The sequence below is a fragment of the Anaerotruncus sp. DFI.9.16 genome, assembly GCF_024461615.1.
Classification (GTDB): Bacteria; Bacillota; Clostridia; order Oscillospirales; family Ruminococcaceae; genus Anaerotruncus; species Anaerotruncus massiliensis.
Genome location: NZ_JANFZX010000060.1, coordinates 1 through 16,460, shown reverse-complemented (window position 1 = coordinate 16,460; position 16,460 = coordinate 1). Strand labels below are relative to the sequence as shown.

General features: G+C 60.7%; 20 protein-coding genes, 1 other RNA gene and 1 pseudogene. 6 read left to right on the top strand and 16 right to left on the bottom strand.

Annotation, left to right across the window (positions count from 1 at the left end):
• Positions 1-124: 124 nt before the first annotated feature.
• From rpoD to NE609_RS14870, 5 genes are all read right to left on the bottom strand, one after another.
• Positions 125-1,210 carry an RNA polymerase sigma factor RpoD gene (gene rpoD, locus NE609_RS14890; RefSeq protein ID WP_101549428.1) on the bottom strand — a complete coding sequence of 362 codons (1,086 nt, stop codon included), beginning with the start codon at positions 1,208-1,210 and terminating at the stop codon, positions 125-127.
• A gap of 19 nt (positions 1,211-1,229) precedes the next feature.
• Positions 1,230-2,996 carry a DNA primase gene (gene dnaG, locus NE609_RS14885; protein WP_256152952.1) on the bottom strand — a complete coding sequence of 589 codons (1,767 nt, stop codon included), beginning with the start codon at positions 2,994-2,996 and terminating at the stop codon, positions 1,230-1,232.
• Between the two features lie 31 nt (positions 2,997-3,027).
• Positions 3,028-4,041 carry a deoxyguanosinetriphosphate triphosphohydrolase gene (locus NE609_RS14880; RefSeq protein ID WP_101549425.1) on the bottom strand — a complete coding sequence of 338 codons (1,014 nt, stop codon included), beginning with the start codon at positions 4,039-4,041 and terminating at the stop codon, positions 3,028-3,030.
• A gap of 140 nt (positions 4,042-4,181) precedes the next feature.
• The gene (locus tag NE609_RS14875) at positions 4,182-4,808 is read right to left on the bottom strand and encodes a YigZ family protein (RefSeq protein ID WP_256152951.1); all 627 of its coding nucleotides are present in this window, start codon (positions 4,806-4,808) and stop codon (positions 4,182-4,184) included.
• A 345-nt stretch (positions 4,809-5,153) separates the two neighbouring features.
• The gene (locus NE609_RS14870) at positions 5,154-5,408 is read right to left on the bottom strand and encodes a helix-turn-helix transcriptional regulator (protein WP_256152950.1); all 255 of its coding nucleotides are present in this window, start codon (positions 5,406-5,408) and stop codon (positions 5,154-5,156) included.
• 113 nt (positions 5,409-5,521) lie between these two features.
• Between NE609_RS14870 and NE609_RS14865 the strand changes: the two genes are divergently transcribed.
• A complete protein-coding gene (locus tag NE609_RS14865; RefSeq protein ID WP_256152949.1) occupies positions 5,522-5,701 on the top strand; it encodes a hypothetical protein in 180 nt (59 codons plus the stop codon).
• A gap of 350 nt (positions 5,702-6,051) precedes the next feature.
• On the opposite strand, the gene NE609_RS14860 is transcribed toward NE609_RS14865, so the two are convergent.
• Both NE609_RS14860 and gdhA read right to left on the bottom strand, forming a co-directional pair.
• A complete protein-coding gene (locus NE609_RS14860) occupies positions 6,052-7,119 on the bottom strand; it encodes a branched-chain amino acid aminotransferase (RefSeq protein WP_121587270.1) in 1,068 nt (355 codons plus the stop codon).
• A gap of 201 nt (positions 7,120-7,320) precedes the next feature.
• On the bottom strand, positions 7,321-8,676 hold the full coding sequence (gene gdhA / locus NE609_RS14855; protein ID WP_256152948.1) for an NADP-specific glutamate dehydrogenase: 1,356 nt from the start codon (positions 8,674-8,676) through the stop codon (positions 7,321-7,323).
• 194 nt (positions 8,677-8,870) lie between these two features.
• Here gdhA and rnpB point away from each other — a divergent pair.
• The 4 genes and pseudogenes from rnpB to NE609_RS14835 all read left to right on the top strand — a co-directional run bounded on the left by rnpB (position 8,871) and on the right by NE609_RS14835 (position 10,071).
• Positions 8,871-9,232, top strand: an RNA gene (gene rnpB, locus NE609_RS14850) — RNase P RNA component class A.
• Positions 9,233-9,337: 105 nt separating this feature from the next.
• Complete coding sequence (locus NE609_RS14845) at positions 9,338-9,598, top strand: pro-sigmaK processing inhibitor BofA family protein (protein WP_256152947.1); 261 nt, start codon at positions 9,338-9,340, stop codon at positions 9,596-9,598.
• Positions 9,599-9,643: 45 nt separating this feature from the next.
• Positions 9,644-9,931: pseudogene (locus tag NE609_RS17875) on the top strand (GNAT family N-acetyltransferase); the annotation flags it as partial.
• Positions 9,932-9,954: 23 nt separating this feature from the next.
• The gene (locus tag NE609_RS14835; RefSeq protein ID WP_256152946.1) at positions 9,955-10,071 is read left to right on the top strand and encodes a GNAT family N-acetyltransferase; all 117 of its coding nucleotides are present in this window, start codon (positions 9,955-9,957) and stop codon (positions 10,069-10,071) included.
• A gap of 58 nt (positions 10,072-10,129) precedes the next feature.
• Here the strand turns inward: NE609_RS14835 and secG are convergent, their stop codons facing one another.
• The 6 genes from secG to NE609_RS14805 all read right to left on the bottom strand — a co-directional run bounded on the left by secG (position 10,130) and on the right by NE609_RS14805 (position 14,689).
• Entirely contained in the window at positions 10,130-10,381 is a 252-nt protein-coding gene (secG, locus tag NE609_RS14830) for a preprotein translocase subunit SecG (RefSeq protein WP_101549413.1), read from the bottom strand.
• Between the two features lie 930 nt (positions 10,382-11,311).
• Positions 11,312-13,465, bottom strand: coding sequence for a Tex family protein (locus tag NE609_RS14825; RefSeq protein WP_256152945.1), 2,154 nt, complete (start codon positions 13,463-13,465; stop codon positions 11,312-11,314).
• Positions 13,466-13,502: 37 nt separating this feature from the next.
• Positions 13,503-13,808 (bottom strand): sodium ion-translocating decarboxylase subunit beta, encoded by a 306-nt coding sequence (locus NE609_RS14820; RefSeq protein WP_256152944.1) that lies wholly within the window; start codon positions 13,806-13,808, stop codon positions 13,503-13,505.
• Between the two features lie 184 nt (positions 13,809-13,992).
• On the bottom strand, positions 13,993-14,232 hold the full coding sequence (locus NE609_RS14815) for a hypothetical protein (protein WP_256152943.1): 240 nt from the start codon (positions 14,230-14,232) through the stop codon (positions 13,993-13,995).
• Between the two features lie 100 nt (positions 14,233-14,332).
• Complete coding sequence (locus NE609_RS14810) at positions 14,333-14,476, bottom strand: hypothetical protein (protein WP_256152942.1); 144 nt, start codon at positions 14,474-14,476, stop codon at positions 14,333-14,335.
• Between the two features lie 51 nt (positions 14,477-14,527).
• Complete coding sequence (locus NE609_RS14805; RefSeq protein WP_256152941.1) at positions 14,528-14,689, bottom strand: hypothetical protein; 162 nt, start codon at positions 14,687-14,689, stop codon at positions 14,528-14,530.
• Positions 14,690-14,733: 44 nt separating this feature from the next.
• Here NE609_RS14805 and NE609_RS14800 point away from each other — a divergent pair, with 44 nt between their 5' ends.
• Positions 14,734-14,868, top strand: coding sequence for a hypothetical protein (locus NE609_RS14800; RefSeq protein WP_256152940.1), 135 nt, complete (start codon positions 14,734-14,736; stop codon positions 14,866-14,868).
• Positions 14,869-15,003: 135 nt separating this feature from the next.
• Here NE609_RS14800 and NE609_RS14795 read toward each other — a convergent pair whose 3' ends face one another.
• From NE609_RS14795 to NE609_RS14785, 3 genes are all read right to left on the bottom strand, one after another.
• On the bottom strand, positions 15,004-15,183 hold the full coding sequence (locus NE609_RS14795) for a hypothetical protein (RefSeq protein WP_256152939.1): 180 nt from the start codon (positions 15,181-15,183) through the stop codon (positions 15,004-15,006).
• 55 nt (positions 15,184-15,238) lie between these two features.
• A complete protein-coding gene (locus NE609_RS14790) occupies positions 15,239-15,694 on the bottom strand; it encodes a DUF4085 family protein (protein WP_256152938.1) in 456 nt (151 codons plus the stop codon).
• A gap of 146 nt (positions 15,695-15,840) precedes the next feature.
• Positions 15,841-16,460 (bottom strand): RHS repeat-associated core domain-containing protein (locus NE609_RS14785; protein ID WP_256152937.1); only part of this gene is annotated, 620 nt, incomplete at its 5' end.

Below are 16,460 nucleotides of genomic sequence, written 5' to 3'. Positions count from 1 at the left end.
GGCCGCCCGGAAGGGCGGCCGCTTCTTCTCCCTCACGGGACGCGCCTGCGGCAAAACGCCGCGCGACGCCCGAACCAAAGGTTTTGAAAGGATTCTAAAGGAAACCTTTTTCAAAAGGGTTCCTTTAGTCTAAAAAGTCCTTCAGCTTCTTGCTGCGGGAGGGATGGCGGAGCTTGCGCAGGGCCTTGGCCTCGATCTGGCGGATGCGCTCGCGCGTGACGTTGAACTCCTTGCCGACCTCCTCGAGGGTGCGGCTGCGGCCGTCCTCCAGGCCGAAGCGCAGGCGCAGCACCTTTTCCTCACGCGGGGTGAGGGTCTGGAGCACCTCGGAAAGCTGCTCCTTGAGCAGGACGTGGGAGGCGGCGTCCGCGGGGGCGGGCGCGTCGTCGTCGGGGATGAAGTCGCCGAGGTGGCTGTCCTCCTCCTCGCCGATCGGCGTTTCGAGCGACACCGGCTCCTGCGCCACCCGCATGATCTCGCGCACCTTGTCGACCGGCATGTCAAGCTCGGCCGCGATCTCGTCGGCGGTCGGCTCGTGGCCGTTCTTGTGCAGCAGCTGGGAGGAGACCTTCTTCACCTTGTTGATCGTCTCGACCATGTGCACCGGGATGCGGATGGTGCGCGCCTGGTCGGCGATCGCGCGGGTGATCGCCTGACGGATCCACCAGGTCGCATAGGTGGAGAATTTAAAGCCCTTGGTGTGGTCGAATTTTTCGACCGCCTTGATGAGGCCGAGGTTGCCCTCCTGGATGAGATCCAAAAACTGCATCCCGCGGCCGACATACCGCTTGGCGATGCTGACGACGAGGCGCAGGTTCGCCTCCGAGAGGCGCTTGCGCGCCTCGACGTCCCCCTGCCCCATGCGCACCGCGAGGTCGATCTCCTCGTCGGCGGAGAGGAGCGGCACCCGCCCGATCTCCTTGAGGTAAACCTTGACCGGGTCGTCGATGCTGATGCCCTCGGCGGCCAGCGCCACGTCGAGGTCTGCGCCCTTGCCGAGGTCCTTGAAGTCCTCCTCGACCGGCGTGACCATGTCCTCGATGATTTCAATATTGTTCTGTTCCAGCAGGTCGTACATCTTGTCGACCTGTTCGACGTCGTAATCCAGTTCCTCGAGCGCGTCGCTGATTTCCTTGGTGGTCAGCTTGCCCTTCGCCTTGCCGCTCTCCAGAAGTTCCTTCAAAACGGCTTTCTTTTCCTGTACACCCATTGCTGTATGTCCCCCTAAATCAGTTTGACTTCTTCTTGGACGCTAACGAGGCTATGTATGCCTTCAGGTCGTCATCCGTCATTGCCGCGACCTCGTCCTGCGACTTGATATTTTTATGGCTGAGGATGGTGTCGATATAACTGTCGACATCCTCCACGCCGAACATCATGCCCGATACGGCGTTGACCAGCTCGGACGCAACGCCCATCTGGTCGACCGTAAGCTGCGCCGACAGCAGGCTGAGCTCCACCGACTGCCCCGCCGCCAGCCGCTCAAAGATCACCTTTGCCAGCTCCCGGTTGCGGTCGGTGACAAAGTCTTCCAGCGTGATCCGGGACGCGGCATGCGCGTAATAATCCGGATTCTTCATGAGGATGCCGAGCAGCTTGTCCTCCGCCAGCGCGAACTTGATGTTGCGCGCCCGCTGGAAATCCTGCCGCTGGCTGGGCGCCTTGACCTCGCTGTAGACCTTGAGCTCGGAGGCGTCCCGCTTGCGGCGCTTGGACGCGCGCTTCTGCTCGAACTTGAGCTGCGTCTCGACCGCCTCCTTGGCCACCTCCAGCTCGGAGGCCACCTTGGAGAGGTAGACGTCCCGCTCGACCGCGTTGGGAATCCCCGCCATCAGCGCGACGAACTCCCGCAGAAAGGCGACCTTGCCGTCGGCGGTGTCGCAGTCGTATTTCTGCCTGAGCTTGGCGATCTCGAACTCGGTGGCGTTCGAAGCGCCTTCAAGCAGCAGCGAAAACCGCTCGGCGCCGAATTTTTTGATGTATTCGTCGGGGTCCTTCGCCCCCGTGATGGAGAGCACCTTGATCTTCACGCCGACCTCCCCGAGCAGGCCGACCGCCCGCCGGGTCGCGGCCTGTCCCGCGCCGTCCGAGTCGTAGGAGAGGGTGACGCCCTGGGCATACTGCGCGATCAGCCGCGACTGCTCGGAGGTGAGCGCGGTGCCCAGCGTCGCGACGGCGTTGTCGAACCCCGCCTGGTGCATCGCGATCACGTCCATATACCCCTCGCAGAGGATGAGCCCTTCCCGCTTGGAGGCCTTCGCAAAGTTGAGCGCGAAGAGGTTGCGGCTCTTTTTAAAGACGGGCGTGTCGGACGAGTTGAGGTATTTGGGTCCCTTCGCGTCCCCCATGACCCGCCCGCCGAAGCCGATGACGTTGCCCCGCAGGTCGATGATTGGGAAGATCGCCCGGTTGCGGAAGCTGTCGTAGAGGCCGCCGCTCTTCCCCCGGGCCGCCACGGCGGCGGAAACCATCTCGTCGTCGGTAAAGCCCCTGGAGCGCAGGTATTTGCAGGCGGTATCCCAGCTGTCGGGCGCGTAGCCGAGGCCGAACCGGATGATCGTCCGGTTCGCGAGCCCACGCCCGTGCAGGTAATCGAGCCCCGGCTTGCCCTGCGGGCCCCGCAGGCAGCTGTGGTAGAACCGCGCGAGGGTGCGGTTGAGTTCCAGCACGCGGGCCTTGAGGCGCGCCATGCCGTCGTCCCGCGTGTCCTCCGGCATCGCCATGCCCGCGCGCTGGGCCAGAAAGCGCACCGCCTCCACATACTCGAGGTTTTCGATGCGGCGGATGAAGGTGATCACATCGCCCCCCGCGCCGCAGCCGAAGCAGTAGAAGCTCTGGTTGTCGGGGTAGACGGTGAAGGAGGGGGTCTTTTCCGAGTGGAAGGGGCAGAGCCCGGTGGCCACCCGCCCCCGCCGCTTGAGGTGTACATAGGAGGAGACGACCTGTTCGATGTCGCTGTAGCTTTTGAGTTCCTGCAGGAAAAGTTCTGAAATCATCGGCGGCCGCCTCCTTTCCGGATTGTTCCAATCAATAGATTTCCCACGGGCGCGGGACGAACAGCCGTTCGTAGGTCGCGACCGCGTAGCGGTCGGACATGCCCGATATGTAATCACAGGCGGCGCGCGCGGCGTCCTCCCGCTCATAGATCGCCTGGTATTCGTCGGGCAGCTCCTGCGGGTGCTCCGCGAAGTGGCGGTAGAGGCTCTTGACGACCTCCTCCGCCTTGCCCTCCTCCCCCTTCGCCACGGGGTTGAGGTAGACCGCTTCATACATAAACGAGTTGAACTGGGCGAACGCTTCGGCGGTCGCCTTGTCCATCCCGACGTCCTCGCCGCTGTTTTCCACCAGCGAGGTGATGAGGGCGGTGATCCGCTGGGATTTGGTGCGCCCGAGCGCGTATTTGATCGTCCAGGGGATGTCGTCCTGCGTCAGCACCTTCGCGCGCAGCGCGTCCTCGAGGTCGTGGTTGAGGTAGGCGATCTTGTCCGCGAAATAGACGGCGCGCCCCTCGAGCGTCCTTGCCCGGCCCTCCGGGGAGGGGTTGGAGTAGGAGTGGCAGCCGATGCCGTTGCGCACCTCCCAGGTGAGGTTGAGGCCAGCGCCGTCATTTTCGATCCGCTCGACGACCCGCACGCTCTGCTGCGCGTGAGAAAACCCGTGTGGGCAGACCTGTGCGAGCGCGCGCTCCCCGGCATGTCCGAACGGCGTGTGCCCGAGGTCGTGGCCGAGCGCGATCGCCTCGGTGAGCTCCTCGTTGAGGCGCAGCGCGACGGCGATCGTCCGCGCGATCTGGCTCACCTCCAGCGTATGGGTCAGCCGGGTGCGGTAGTGGTCCCCCTCCGGGGAGAGAAATACCTGCGTCTTATGCATCAGCCGGCGGAACGACTTGCAGTGGAGGATCCGGTCGCGGTCGCGCGCGTAGGGCGTGCGCAGCGGGCAGTCCTCGACCGGGCGTTCGCGTCCGAGCGAGTTTTGGGAGAGGCTGGCGTATTTTGACAGGGTGCGCGCCTGGATTTCCTGCGTCTGCTCGCGGATCGTCATGCGGTGCCTCCCTCCCGTCAAGCGGCTTTCCATGCCGGTTTGCAGTTTGTTCTACTATATTATACTCCGCAGATAAAAAAATTCCTGCCTGATGCAGAAATTTCTTGCAAAAGGCAGGATGTTCCACCGTTCGACAGGATTCATTCGGGGATGCAGGCGTACCGGCGGTCGACCGCCCGCGGCGTCACCAGCGCGGAGGTGCACTCCGCCAGCGCCTTTTCAAAGGACGGGACAAAGCAGTCCTTCACCAGCACCTGCAGCCGTACGACCGCCCCAAAGTCCGAAAACGTCGTCTGCGCGTGGAACTGCGGCAGCAGGTAGGAAATCTTCCCGTAGAGATCGTAGCCGAATTCGAGCGCCAGCTCGGTGCACTCGCTCATCGTCATCCGCTCCGCCGCGTCGACCGCGAGCTTCGCGCCGTGGGAGTAGGCCCGCACCAGCCCGCCCGCGCCGAGCAGGACCCCGCCGAAATAGCGCGTCACCACGCAGACCAGATCGGTCAGCCCCTCCCGCTGGAGCACCTCGAGCACCGGCACGCCCCCCGTCCCCTGCGGCTCCCCGTCGTCCGAGTAGCGGCGGGTTTGGCCGTCGCGCAGGATGTAGGCGTAGACGTTGTGGCTTGCGTCCCAGTATTTGTCGCGGCACTCCGCAATGAAGGCCGCCGCCTCCGCCTCGCTCGCCGCCGGCTTCACATGCCCGATGAAACGGGAGCGCCGCTCGGTGAATTCGTCGCTCGCAAAGGCCTTTATCGTCGTGTATTCGTCCACTGGAGGGCTCCTCTCGGGTTTGCCGCTCGGGGAGCGGCATAGTTGCCGGTGGCCGACCGGCGGCGGTTTTGGGTTTGCCGCGCTGCGACGGCCCGCAGGCCTAGTGCCGGAGGCGTGTCCCGCCGACGGCCGGCGGCAAAGATTGCCAGGTCCCGCCCCGGCAGGCGGGCCGACTTCTTGCGCGCCCAAGAAGTCGGCGGAAGAAGGGCGCTCAAGGGGGGCTCACTTGAAGAAGGCAGGGCGCAAAGCTCGCCCCCCTTGAGAATCCCCCCTCCGCTCACGTCCAGCAGAGTGCATAATGAAGACATGTACAGACAATATCAACAAATCGTCACTGCTGAAATCCTATTTCTCCTCTTCCCCTTCAATCAGAAAATCGTAGGAAACGCCGAAATACTCCGCGATAATCTTAAGCTCTGTGTCACAGACGAACCGCGTCCCATTTTCCATACGCTTAATGACACCGCGTTCACTGTCAAAGCCTCTGAGCTGCAAATCCCGCATCAATTCCTCCTGCGATAATCCCCGCGCTTTACGCAACGCCCGGATACGGCTACCAGCCAAATTTTTCGTCCCGTCGGGAGCAAGCGGCTTTGCCACATCATCACCTCAAATGGTTTGGTCATTTTTTGAACCTTTCCACTTGATTTTATCCGAAACCCGTGGTATAATTTGGTCAATAAATGACCAAATTGATTTTTTGAGGTGATCTAATGAGCGAGTACAAAGAGATGTACTTAAAGCTGTTTAATGAAATGACTGATATCCAGAAGATCGCTGAGGATATGGCGCTCAAAGCGGCAGAAATCATCTATCGCGTAAAGCAAACCCAAGCCTCGGCAGAAGAAATCTACATAGCTTCCGGGAGTAAAAAAGAGGCGGACGCTGATTAGCGTCCGCCTCTTTTTGCGTAGTAAAATTTTCGTTCATTGGGAGCGCCCGTACACGACTTCTTTATGCACTCCGCTGGACGTGAGCGGAGGGGGGATTCTCAAGGGGGGCGAGCTTTGCGCCCTGCCTTCTTCAAGTGAGCCCCCCTTGAGCGCCCTTCTTTCGTCCATTTCTTGGGCGATCAAGAAATGGACCCGCCCGCCGGGGCGGGACCCGGCAATCCTCGCCGCCGGTCGTCGGCGGGACACGCCTCCGACACTAGGCCTGCGGGCCGTCGAAGGCGGCACATCAGGAGCGCCCCGGAGGGGCGCGAAGAAAGCCCCGCCGGGCGCAGCGCGGCAAACCCAAAAGGTCAGCAGCAGGGCGTGATCCACCCGAAGGGATCGGGGATGCGTCCCCACTGGATGTCGGTGATCGTATCGTAGAGCTTCTGGCTGATCTCGCCGATCCTGCCCTCGTTGATGACGGTGACGGTATCGCCGCATTTGAGCTCGCCGATCGGCGAGATGACGGCGGCGGTGCCGGTGCCCCACGCCTCTTCGAGCTTGCCCGCCTTGGCGGCGCTTTCGAGCTCATCGATCGAGAGCTTGCGCTCGGAGACGTTCATGCCCCACGACCGGAGCAGCTGGATGACCGATTTGCGGGTGATGCCGGGCAGGATGCTGCCGTCGAGCTCCGGGGTGACGATCTCGCCGTCGATCTTGAAGAAGACGTTCATCGAGCCGACTTCCTCGACGTATTTGCGCTCGACCGCGTCAAGCCACAGCACCTGGGAATAACCCTGCCTCTCGGCCTCCTCCTGCGCGATGAGGCTGGCGGCGTAGTTGCCGCCCGTCTTGTAGGCGCCCATGCCTCCCTGTGAGGCCGCGCGGACGTATTTTGTCTCGACGTAGATCTTGACCGGATCGATGCCGCCCGCGTAGTAGGCGCCCGAGGGCGAGAGGATGACGCAGTAGACGTAGTGCGCGGACGGATGCACGCCCAGCACCGCCTGCGTGGCGACGATGAAGGGGCGGATGTAGAGGGAGGTGTCCGGCGCGGAGGGGACCCAGTCCTTCTCGATGGTGACGAGCCGCTTGAGGCCCTCCATCAGCAGCTCCTCATCCATTTTCGGGATGACGAGGCGCTCGCAGGAGGTGTTCAGGCGCTTGAAGTTCTGGCCGGGACGGAAGAACTGGATTTTGCCGTCGGCGGTGCGGTAGGCCTTCATGCCCTCAAAGACCTCCTGCGCGTAGTGCAGGCAGGAGCAGGCCGGGTCCATCGGGATGGGGCCGTAGGGGACGACGCGCGGGTCGTGCCAGCCCTGTCCGTCGTCGTAGTCCATCAGGAACATGTGGTCGGTAAAGATATGGCCGAAGCCGAGGTTGTTCTCGTCGGGCTTCTGCTTCGGATGATCGGTCAGCGTGACCTTGATCTCCATCATAGGTAAACACTCCTTTTTTCTCCCCGGTGATACGGTTTTCTATATGGTTTCCATCATAGCACGGAAGCGGTTCCGTGTCAAAAAAAATCCGTTATTTTCGTCAGATGCCACAAACCTCCAGCGGTATGGAAACAGGCTGCCGGAAAGGAATTCCGGCAGCCTGATCGTTTCTCATCCGCTGTGCGGGACCCGTTTCGCTTAGTAGGCGACGCCCTGCCACTTCATCGCGTCGGCGATCTTCATGAAGCCGGCAATGTTCGCACCCATTACGAGGTTGCCCTCGGCGCCGAACTCCTTCGACGCATCAAACACGTTGTGGAAGATGTTCTCCATGATGTTTTTGAGCTTTGCGTCGACCTCCTCGGCCGTCCAGGAATAGCGCGCCGAGTTCTGGCACATCTCCAGGCCGCTGACCGCCACGCCGCCCGCGTTGGCCGCCTTCGCCGGTCCGAAGATTACGCCGCTCTTCTGGAAGATCTCGACCGCCTCGGGGGTGCTGGGCATGTTCGCGCCCTCGCAGACCGCCATCACGCCGTTTGCGACGAGCGCCCGCGCGGCCTCCCCATCGATCTCGTTCTGGGTCGCGCAGGGCAGCGCGACGTCGCACTTGACCGTCCAGATGCCCTTGCAGCCCTCGTGGTACTCGGCGCCGGGCACCCGCGCGGCATACTCCTTGATGCGGGCGCGCTCGACCTCCTTGATCTGCTTGACGACGTCGAGCTTGATGCCGTCCTTGTCGTAGATATAGCCGTTGGAGTCGTACATGGCGACGACCTTCGCGCCCATCTCCTGCGCCTTCTCGCAGGCGTAGATGGCCACGTTGCCCGAGCCGGAGATGACGACCGTCTTGCCAGCGAGGGAGTCGTTCTTCATCGATTTGAGCATCTGCTGGGTGAAGTAGAGCAGGCCGTAGCCGGTGGCCTGCGGGCGGATGAGGGAGCCGCCGTAGGAGAGGCTCTTGCCCGTCAGAACGCCGGTGAACTCGTTGCGCAGGCGCTTATACTGGCCGTAGAGATAGCCGATCTCCCGCGCGCCCACGCCGATGTCGCCCGCCGGGACGTCGGTGTCCGGGCCGATATGGCGGTAGAGCTCGGTCATGAAGCTCTGGCAGAAGCGCATGATCTCCCCGTCGCTCTTGCCCTTGGGGTCGAAGTCGGAGCCGCCCTTGCCGCCGCCCATCGGCAGCCCGGTCAGCGAGTTCTTGAAGCACTGCTCGAAGCCGAGGAACTTGATGACCGACGCGCAGACGCTCGGATGGAACCGCAGGCCGCCCTTATAGGGGCCGATCGCGGAGTTGTACTGAACGCGGAAGCCGCGGTTGACCTGGACGTTGCCTTCGTCGTCCACCCACGAGACGCGGAACTGAATGAACCGCTCGGGCTCGACGATCCGGTCGATGATGCCCGCCTTTACAAGGTCGGGGCGCTGGACCACAACCGGCTCAAATGATTCGAGGACCTCCCTGACCGCCTGCAAAAACTCCGGTTCGTTCGGGTTGCGCTTGCATACGGTGTCGTAGACGCCCTGCAGATATGTACTTTGAAAGGTTGACATGAAAATTCCCCCTTATCGAATTTCATCCTTATCAGATATTCTTTATTATAATGAATCATTTGCAGCGATGCAAGATGAATGTTGCAAAAAAATGGTCTTTTTTCAAAGTTTTCACGTTTTTTATATGATCTTTGCAGGATTGACGGACAAGGTTGACGGATTCGTGCGTTTGGCGTATACTTACACCAGTGTAGAGAGCGCGTTGGACAGCGGCGCGGCCCCGCTTTGCGGGGACGTGAGGAAAGTCCGGGCTTCACAGGGCGGGATACCTGCTAACGGCAGGCCGGGGCGACCCGAGGGAAAGTGCAACAGAAAGATACCGCCATCGCATCACGGGGGCTTCCCCCGCGGACGGTGGTAAGGATGGAAAGGCGAGGTAAGAGCTCACCGGGACGCGGGTAACCGCGCCGCCATGTAAACCCTATCCGAAGCAACGCCAGCTGGGACGATGCGGCGGCCCGCCGGGTCCCGAAAGGCGGCTTGAGCCGCGCGGCGACGCGCGGCCCAGAAAGATCGTTGTCCACGACAGAACCCGGCTTACAGACGCCCTCTCTACGCGCAAAAGAACCCGCAGCACATGCTGCGGGTTCTTTTTTTGGACATATCCTCCGTCGCGCGGACATATCCTGTAATGGAATCCAAAAGCCCGGAGGTGAAAAATATGGCGCTATCCATCCTGACCGCCGCCGTGGGCGCCGTCTGCCTGATCATGCTCGCCGCCCTGTGGCGTTCCCGGCATTTTCTCCGTTCCCTCTGCTTTTCCGCCCTCACCGGCAACGCCGCCCTCCTTGCCGTCTGCTGGTCCGGGACCTTCACCGGGATCGCCCTCTCCCCCAACCTCTTCACCGTCGGCGCCGCCACGCTGCTCGGCCTGCCCGGCGTGATTTCCCTGCTCGTCGTCAAGTTGATTTTCGGCGCGTGAGGGCGTATAATGATCCGGTGAACGTTTCATTTACCGGAGGACGCTATGGAGATTCGATTTTTTGACGGCACGGACAACCTCTCCGACGCGCTATGGGTGCGCGACGAGGTATTCACGAAGGAACAGGGCTTCACCATCCCCGACGAGGACGAGTTCGACGCGGTGTCGCGGCACATGGTCGTCTACCGGGAGGGCCGGCCCGCCGCCACCGGACGGGTCTACTGCGACGCGGACGGCGAGACCTTCCACATCGGGCGCATCGCGGTGTGCAAGGCCTTCCGCGGCGAGCAGCTCGGGCGGCTGCTGATGGAGCGGCTCGAGGCCGTGGCGCGGGAGGGGGCGCGAAAAAAATCGTCGTGGGCGCGCAGCTCTACGCCATCCCCTTCTATGAGAAGTGCGGCTACCGGCCCACGGGGGAACGGTTCTTCGAGGAATTCTGTGAGCATGAGACGCTTGTCAAGGAGTTTTCCTGAACATCCCCGGCACAAAAAAACGCCCGGCCGAAAGGCCGGGCGTTTGTCCGCAAATCGCTTATTTCATCGCGTAGCTGATGAGATAGACCGCAAGCGTGATGACCACAAACGCGATCCCCGTATACTTGGTGACGCGGACCATGGTCGCCTGCATCGAGCGGTTTTTGTTCTTCCCGAGATAGGACGATTCATTCGAGCCGGCAAGCGCGTTCAGTCCGTTGCCTTTACCCTCCTGAAACATGACAGTCACGGTAATCACAACGGCAGCAATCATAATCAGGACGCCGCCGATGATTTCAATCGCATTCATCCTTTTTTTACCTCCGATTCCTGAGTACTCCAACTCGTAATATGATAGCATAATCACCCTTTCAATGCAAGGGTTTCAAATAATTTTTTCCGTTTTGCATCTTTTCATCCCCCAGGCGCATACTAAAAACGGTTTTTACCTCGAAATTGCGTTTGCACGGGGCGGAAAACCCGAGCCGGACGGGCCTCCCGTCCGGCTTCTGTTTTTTTGCCGCTCGGGGAGCGGCGGAGCTTTCATGGGAATTGCCGCCCGTGGGCGGCAAGAATCACGAGCGCGTTCCGCCGCGCACCACGGGTTCCTTTTCGGACGGACGAAAAGGAACCAAAAGTCCGCTCAAGGGGACTTCCGCCAGTCCCCTTGAGAAACCCCCGGGAGTACCTTGCCAGTACCCGCAGGTTACAGCCGCTCCCAACAGGTACACCAGCTGAAGGCTCAATTCAGGTTGCGGGCGCACCCCACGACCGAAGCCGGATGGCTCGCCAAGGACGCCCGGCGGAAAGCAACGCCTGTCCCGGGCGTTCGCGCGCTCTGCGCGCGTGCGCGGCAAAGCCGCGCAGTTTTCCGCCTCCCTGTGGGAGATGCGAGCAAAATAAAAGCGGTCGTGCCTCCCATATGGGAACTCCCGGTACGGTTCCGGGGGCTCGCCGACAGAGGCATTGCGCCCGCGGCGCAGCGGCTGGCGGGATGCTGTAAACTCGTTCGTTCATCCGTGGCGGGGCACCGCCGACTTTGGCCGCAGGCCAACCGGAGGCGGCGCGGGGGTCGCAGGGGCGAAGCCCCTCGTGCCCTTCTTTGGTTCCTTTCTTGGGCAAGCAAGAAAGGAACTCGCTGTCGGTCGACTACCGACAAACTATACCGCTCACTGAGCGGTGAACCTAAGCCTGCCGTCGGCCGCCAGCCGGCAGCTCCGCCGCTCCCCGAGCGGCAAATCTAAGCAGGCTTCTTCATCGTGAGCGAGATGCGATTGCGGGGCACATCCACCGACAAAACCCATACGGTGATGATGTCGCCCACCTTGAGCAGTTCGCTTGGATGCTTGATGAAGCGGTTGGTGATCTGGGATATGTGCACCAGGCCGTCCTGGTGCACGCCGATGTCCACGAATACGCCGAAGTCGATGACGTTGCGCACCGTTCCGGTGAGCTCCATGCCGGGCTTCAGGTCCTTGAGGTCCATGATGTCGGTGCGCAGCATGGGCGGGGGCAGCTCGTCGCGCAGGTCGCGTCCCGGTTTCATGAGGTCGCAGACGATATCGCGCAGGGTGGGCACGCCGACGCCGCATGCCTCCGCGACCTTCCCCTCCCCGGCGGCGCGGACCTTGTCCGGCAGTCCGGCCAGGTTCCCCGCCGCCACGTCGTCCAACGTATAGCCGAAGCGCGCGAGCAGCGCCTTGGCGGCGTCATAGCTCTCGGGATGCACGCCCGTATTGTCCAGGACGTTTTTCGCGTGGGGGATGCGCAGGAAGCCCGCGCACTGCTCATAGGCCTTGGGGCCGAGCTTGGGGACTTTTTTAAGCTGGGCACGGGAGGTGAACGCGCCGTTCTCCTCCCGCCAGGCGACGATGTTTTTCGCGACCGTGGCCGAAAGGCCCGACACATAGCCGAGCAGGGAGGCCGAGGCGGTGTTGAGGTCGACGCCGACCCGGTTGACGCAGTCCTCCACCACGCCGCCGAGCGTCTCGTCGAGCCGCTTGGGGGGCATGTCGTGCTGGTACTGTCCGACGCCCACCGACTTGGGGTCGATTTTCACAAGCTCGGCCAGCGGGTCCTGGAGCCGCCGTGCGATCGACACCGCGCTGCGCAGCGACACGTCGAATTCGGGGAACTCGGCCGCGCCCAGCTTGGAGGCGGAATAGACCGACGCCCCCGCCTCGTTCACCATCATGTAGCTGAGGCCGCAGTCCAGCTCCCGGATGAGCTCCGCGGCGAAGATCTCGCTCTCCTTCGAGGCGGTGCCGTTGCCGATCGAGAGCACCTGCACCCCGTGCTTTTTGATGAGCGCCGAAAGCGTCCGCTTGGCCTCGGCGGTTTTATTTTGGGGCGGCGTCGGATAGATAACCGTCGTGTCGAGCACCTTGCCGGTCGGGTCGACCACCGCGATCTTGCAGCCGGTGCGGTAAGCGGGGTCGATCGCGAGCACCGTCCTGCCCTTGACGGGCGGCTGCATGAGCAGCGCCTTGAGGTTCACGCCGAAATTCTTAATCGCCTGCTCGTCCGCCATGTCGGTCAGGTCGGCCCGCATCTCCCGTTCCAGCGACGGATGCACCAGGCGCTTGTAGGCGTCCTCGACCGCCGCCGTGACGAGCGGGGACGTGACGCTTCCCTTTTTGACGAAGAGCCCGGTCAGCAGGCCGGCGGCGTAGTCCGCGTCCGCCTCGACCGACACCTTGAGGAAGCCCTCCTTTTCGCCGCGGTTGATGGCGAGCACCCGGTGGCTCGGCACCTTGGAGACCGGCTCCGCATAGTCGTAGTAGGTCGCGTAGACCGAATCCCTGCCCGCGTCGGCGGCGGCGCTCCGCAACACCGCGTTGCGCCGGTAGTATTCCCGCAGACGCTGGCGGCCCTCCGCGCTGTCCGACACCTGCTCCGCGATGATGTCCGACGCGCCCGCGAGCGCGTCCTCCACCGACGCGACCTCCTTCTCCGGGTCCACGAAGGGCCGGGCAAGCTCCTCCGGCGTGCCCGACATGCGGTCCTGCGCGAGCAGCAGCGCGGCAAGCGGTTCGAGGCCGCGTTCCTTCGCGATCGTCGCGCGGGTGCGCCGCTTCTGCTTATAAGGGCGGTAGATGTCCTCGAGGCGCGCAAGCGTCTCGGCCGACGCGATGTCGGCGGCGAGTTCGTCGGTCATCTTACCCTGCTCGGTGATTGAGGCGGAGACCTCCTCCCGGCGCTTTTGCAGCCCGCGCAGGTAGTCCAGCCGGTCCGCCAGCTCGCGGAGCACCTGGTCGTCGCACGAGCCCGTCTTCTCCTTGCGGTAGCGTGCGATGAACGGGATCGTATTTCCCTCGTCGATCAGTGCGATGATGTTGTTCACATAGTCCTTCGCGATGTGGAATTCCCTTGAGAGGATCGCTGAAAAGTCCATTTTCATATCCATCCTGTTATATTTATTGTAATATTAACTATTTGTTCTTTCGGCGCAGCAGGATAAGCACCACGCAGCCCACGACGGATAGCGCGGTCAGCACCCCGGCGAGCAGCATGGGCGGCAGGATGTTCGTCGTCGTATAGATGGCGGTGGGGCCGTCCGCGCCGCCGATGATGGCGATCGAACCCGCGCCCTCCGCGATGTGGAACTGCACACTCTCCCCGAGCAGCCGGTCCGCCCACCAGAACAGCAGCCGCCTGCCCAGCAGGATCAGCATGGCAAGCGCCGCGCAGGCGGTCGTCCCGATTTTGACCGCCCTGTAAAGGGTTTTCCCTTTCATAACTCCATCTCCCCGTTTCCTGAAAATCCGCTTCCCGCCCCGCCGCCGCAAGCCGCGCCGGCGGGCGCAAACGCCGCCTGGAAATGTGCTTATTGTACCATAAATCCGGGCCCGCTTCAACCGGACGGGCCGCCGCGCCCGTATCAAAAAGGGCCCCGTCCGCTAAGGCGGACGGGGCCCTTTTTCAGAGTTTTTTCTGTTGCTCGGCGAGCCAGGCGGCCGCGGCCTCGAGTCCCTGGGCATCCAGCGGGAAGGTCTCCTCCCCCAGCATGAGCCCGTGCTCCTGGCAGTATTCGAGGCAGTAGGTCTGGTAGGCCCACACCTTGATTTCCTCGCCGTCGGGTTTCAGTTTATAGCGGAAATTCCCCTCGCTGCCCGTATGGGTGTTTTTCTCCTTCAGAAAATCGAGCATCGGCAGGTCCATGCAGTCATCCCTTTCATGCGGTGATGGCTCCATTCTATCACGGACGGGCAAAAAAGTACAGCGCCCGGGTCAGTAGAGGCCTCCCAGATAGATGCGCTCCTTAGGGGCCGGGGCCGGAATGGAACGCGAGCTCTCCCTCGAGCTCCTTTTTGATGATCGACAAGACGATCGACAGCCAGATGCTTTCCGCCTCCTCCAGGGAGAATCCCATGGGCAGGCCGATGCCGTTATCCTCGAACGCCATCCCGATACGATCGTCGGTGATGCGCGCCTCGACGCGGATGCGCTTGTCCGCTTACTCCTCCGGAGAGGCGTATTTGAAGCTGTTGCTGACCAACTCATTTATGACGAGCGCGATGAAGGTGGCCTTTTTATAGGCGATATAGATGTCGTCCAGGTCAAGGGTGATCAGCACGTCCGGGGCCGAGTTGCGGTAAAAGCACAAAATCCGTTCCACCCGGCGCGCCGCTCGGCTGGGCGGTACGGGAGCTTCCGCGGTATATGCTGATCTTCGTGCTGATCCTTTCCTGCGTCATCCTCGTCCTGCTCGTGCTGGTTCATCGGCTGCGTGCTTGGCGCGGTCAACGGCTTCCACGCCCGGATGCCGCCTTTGTGGCCACGCTGGGCATACGCTGATACTCGGCTTCGACAAGCAGCTCACGCTGGGGGCCTCCTTCTATTCCGATTATTGGCCCCCCGTTTTTACCCTGCTCGGGCAGGGCAGTCTCGGCGGGATCCCCGTCGCGGTCCTGCTGCTGGCGATGATCTTCATCACCATCTACGGTAGTAATCGCCCGTCTCGCGACCGAAGTATTCCCCGCAGTAGCGGAAGGGGTTCACATCCAGCGGCTCCGGATGCCCTTCGTTGCCAAAGGCGTCGTACCGGTAGTTCTTCAGCAGGTTGCCCAGCGCGTCCATCTGCTGCACCACGTCCTCGAGTGTGGCAATCAAATTAACAGGGCCGGACAGTTATGCTCGGCCCTGTTTCCAGATATTGTAAATATTTTTATTGAATTTTTAGTTTTCTATATATAATTTGTATTTCACCGCCATCTGTAAGGATTCTATGTTCCCAGAGTCCCCCTTTGACCTTTTCAAATTCATCGTATCCCCAGCGCATTTCCCCGCCGAGCCAGTGCTTATCTTGCGGGATGTCAAGCAGAAATTTTTCCACACCGAGATATGTAATTACATAATGATTTCCTACAATGGAAATGCCAATGTCAACTTTGCCTTTATCATCACCGACTGTCATATAATTGATTTGTGCGACAATAGCATCATGAAAATTTTGGGAGTTAAGATAACGCTCCAAAAAGGTTTCCGGAAGGTCTGCACTAACTTTTTTAAATTCGGCACTGTACTTTCGGACGGAATCATTCCATTTTTCAAATGCCTCGTTCCGTTCATTTTTATCGATTGAGTTCATCATTTCCCAATATTCTTTTTTAAAGTATTTCATAAGAGTCTCCTTCAAATCTATAATATTAACCAAACACAGGGATGGGACCTGAAAATGGAGCCCAACTAAAGCTAAAATCAAAATTTGCTCCAAAGAAAGGGAATAATACCGTTGAATTGGGCCCTGTTGTTTGAGGTTGATTTAGTTCAATATAATCCCCCCTCCATAACGTAATAACCTGCAAGCATCTCTGAGGTAGGCATCGCCATAATTTCTCCTGTCGCATAATACTCTCGAACTCGCTTTCCGTCAGGGAATACAAAGGTCCACCCCTTTTCATCGGTTTCGATTGTAATTTTATCTGCCCAGTCTTGCTGGTTCGCCTGCCAGTCCCAATCAGTTTCTTCTTTAAGTCTCTCAAGAACTTTTGTCGGCGGATCTCCGGGCGATTTTTTGTTTTTATCGTGAGGAGATCCATCATCATTTTGCGAGAATTTCTTCTTCCCATCTTTATACTCGAGATGAACGTGCTTTAAGCCTTTATCAGTATGCGGAGGATCTATCCGTACCTTCCAACCTTTCCCCAAGTCAATCCATTTTGATCTGTTACCGCTTGGATCAATGAGGTTAATAGAATCTCCACGGCAATAAATATAAAGATTGAGGCTGAGCGGATCGATGGCCTTCTTATCTCCGGGTAGGGATACCTCGGAACTACGTGTAGAATCTTCGGCGGTAAACCTGCCGGTTCTCGGGTCGTAGCATCTCGCACGCAGGTAGTAATCGCCCGTCTCGCGGTCGAAGTATTCCCCGCAGTAGCGGAAGG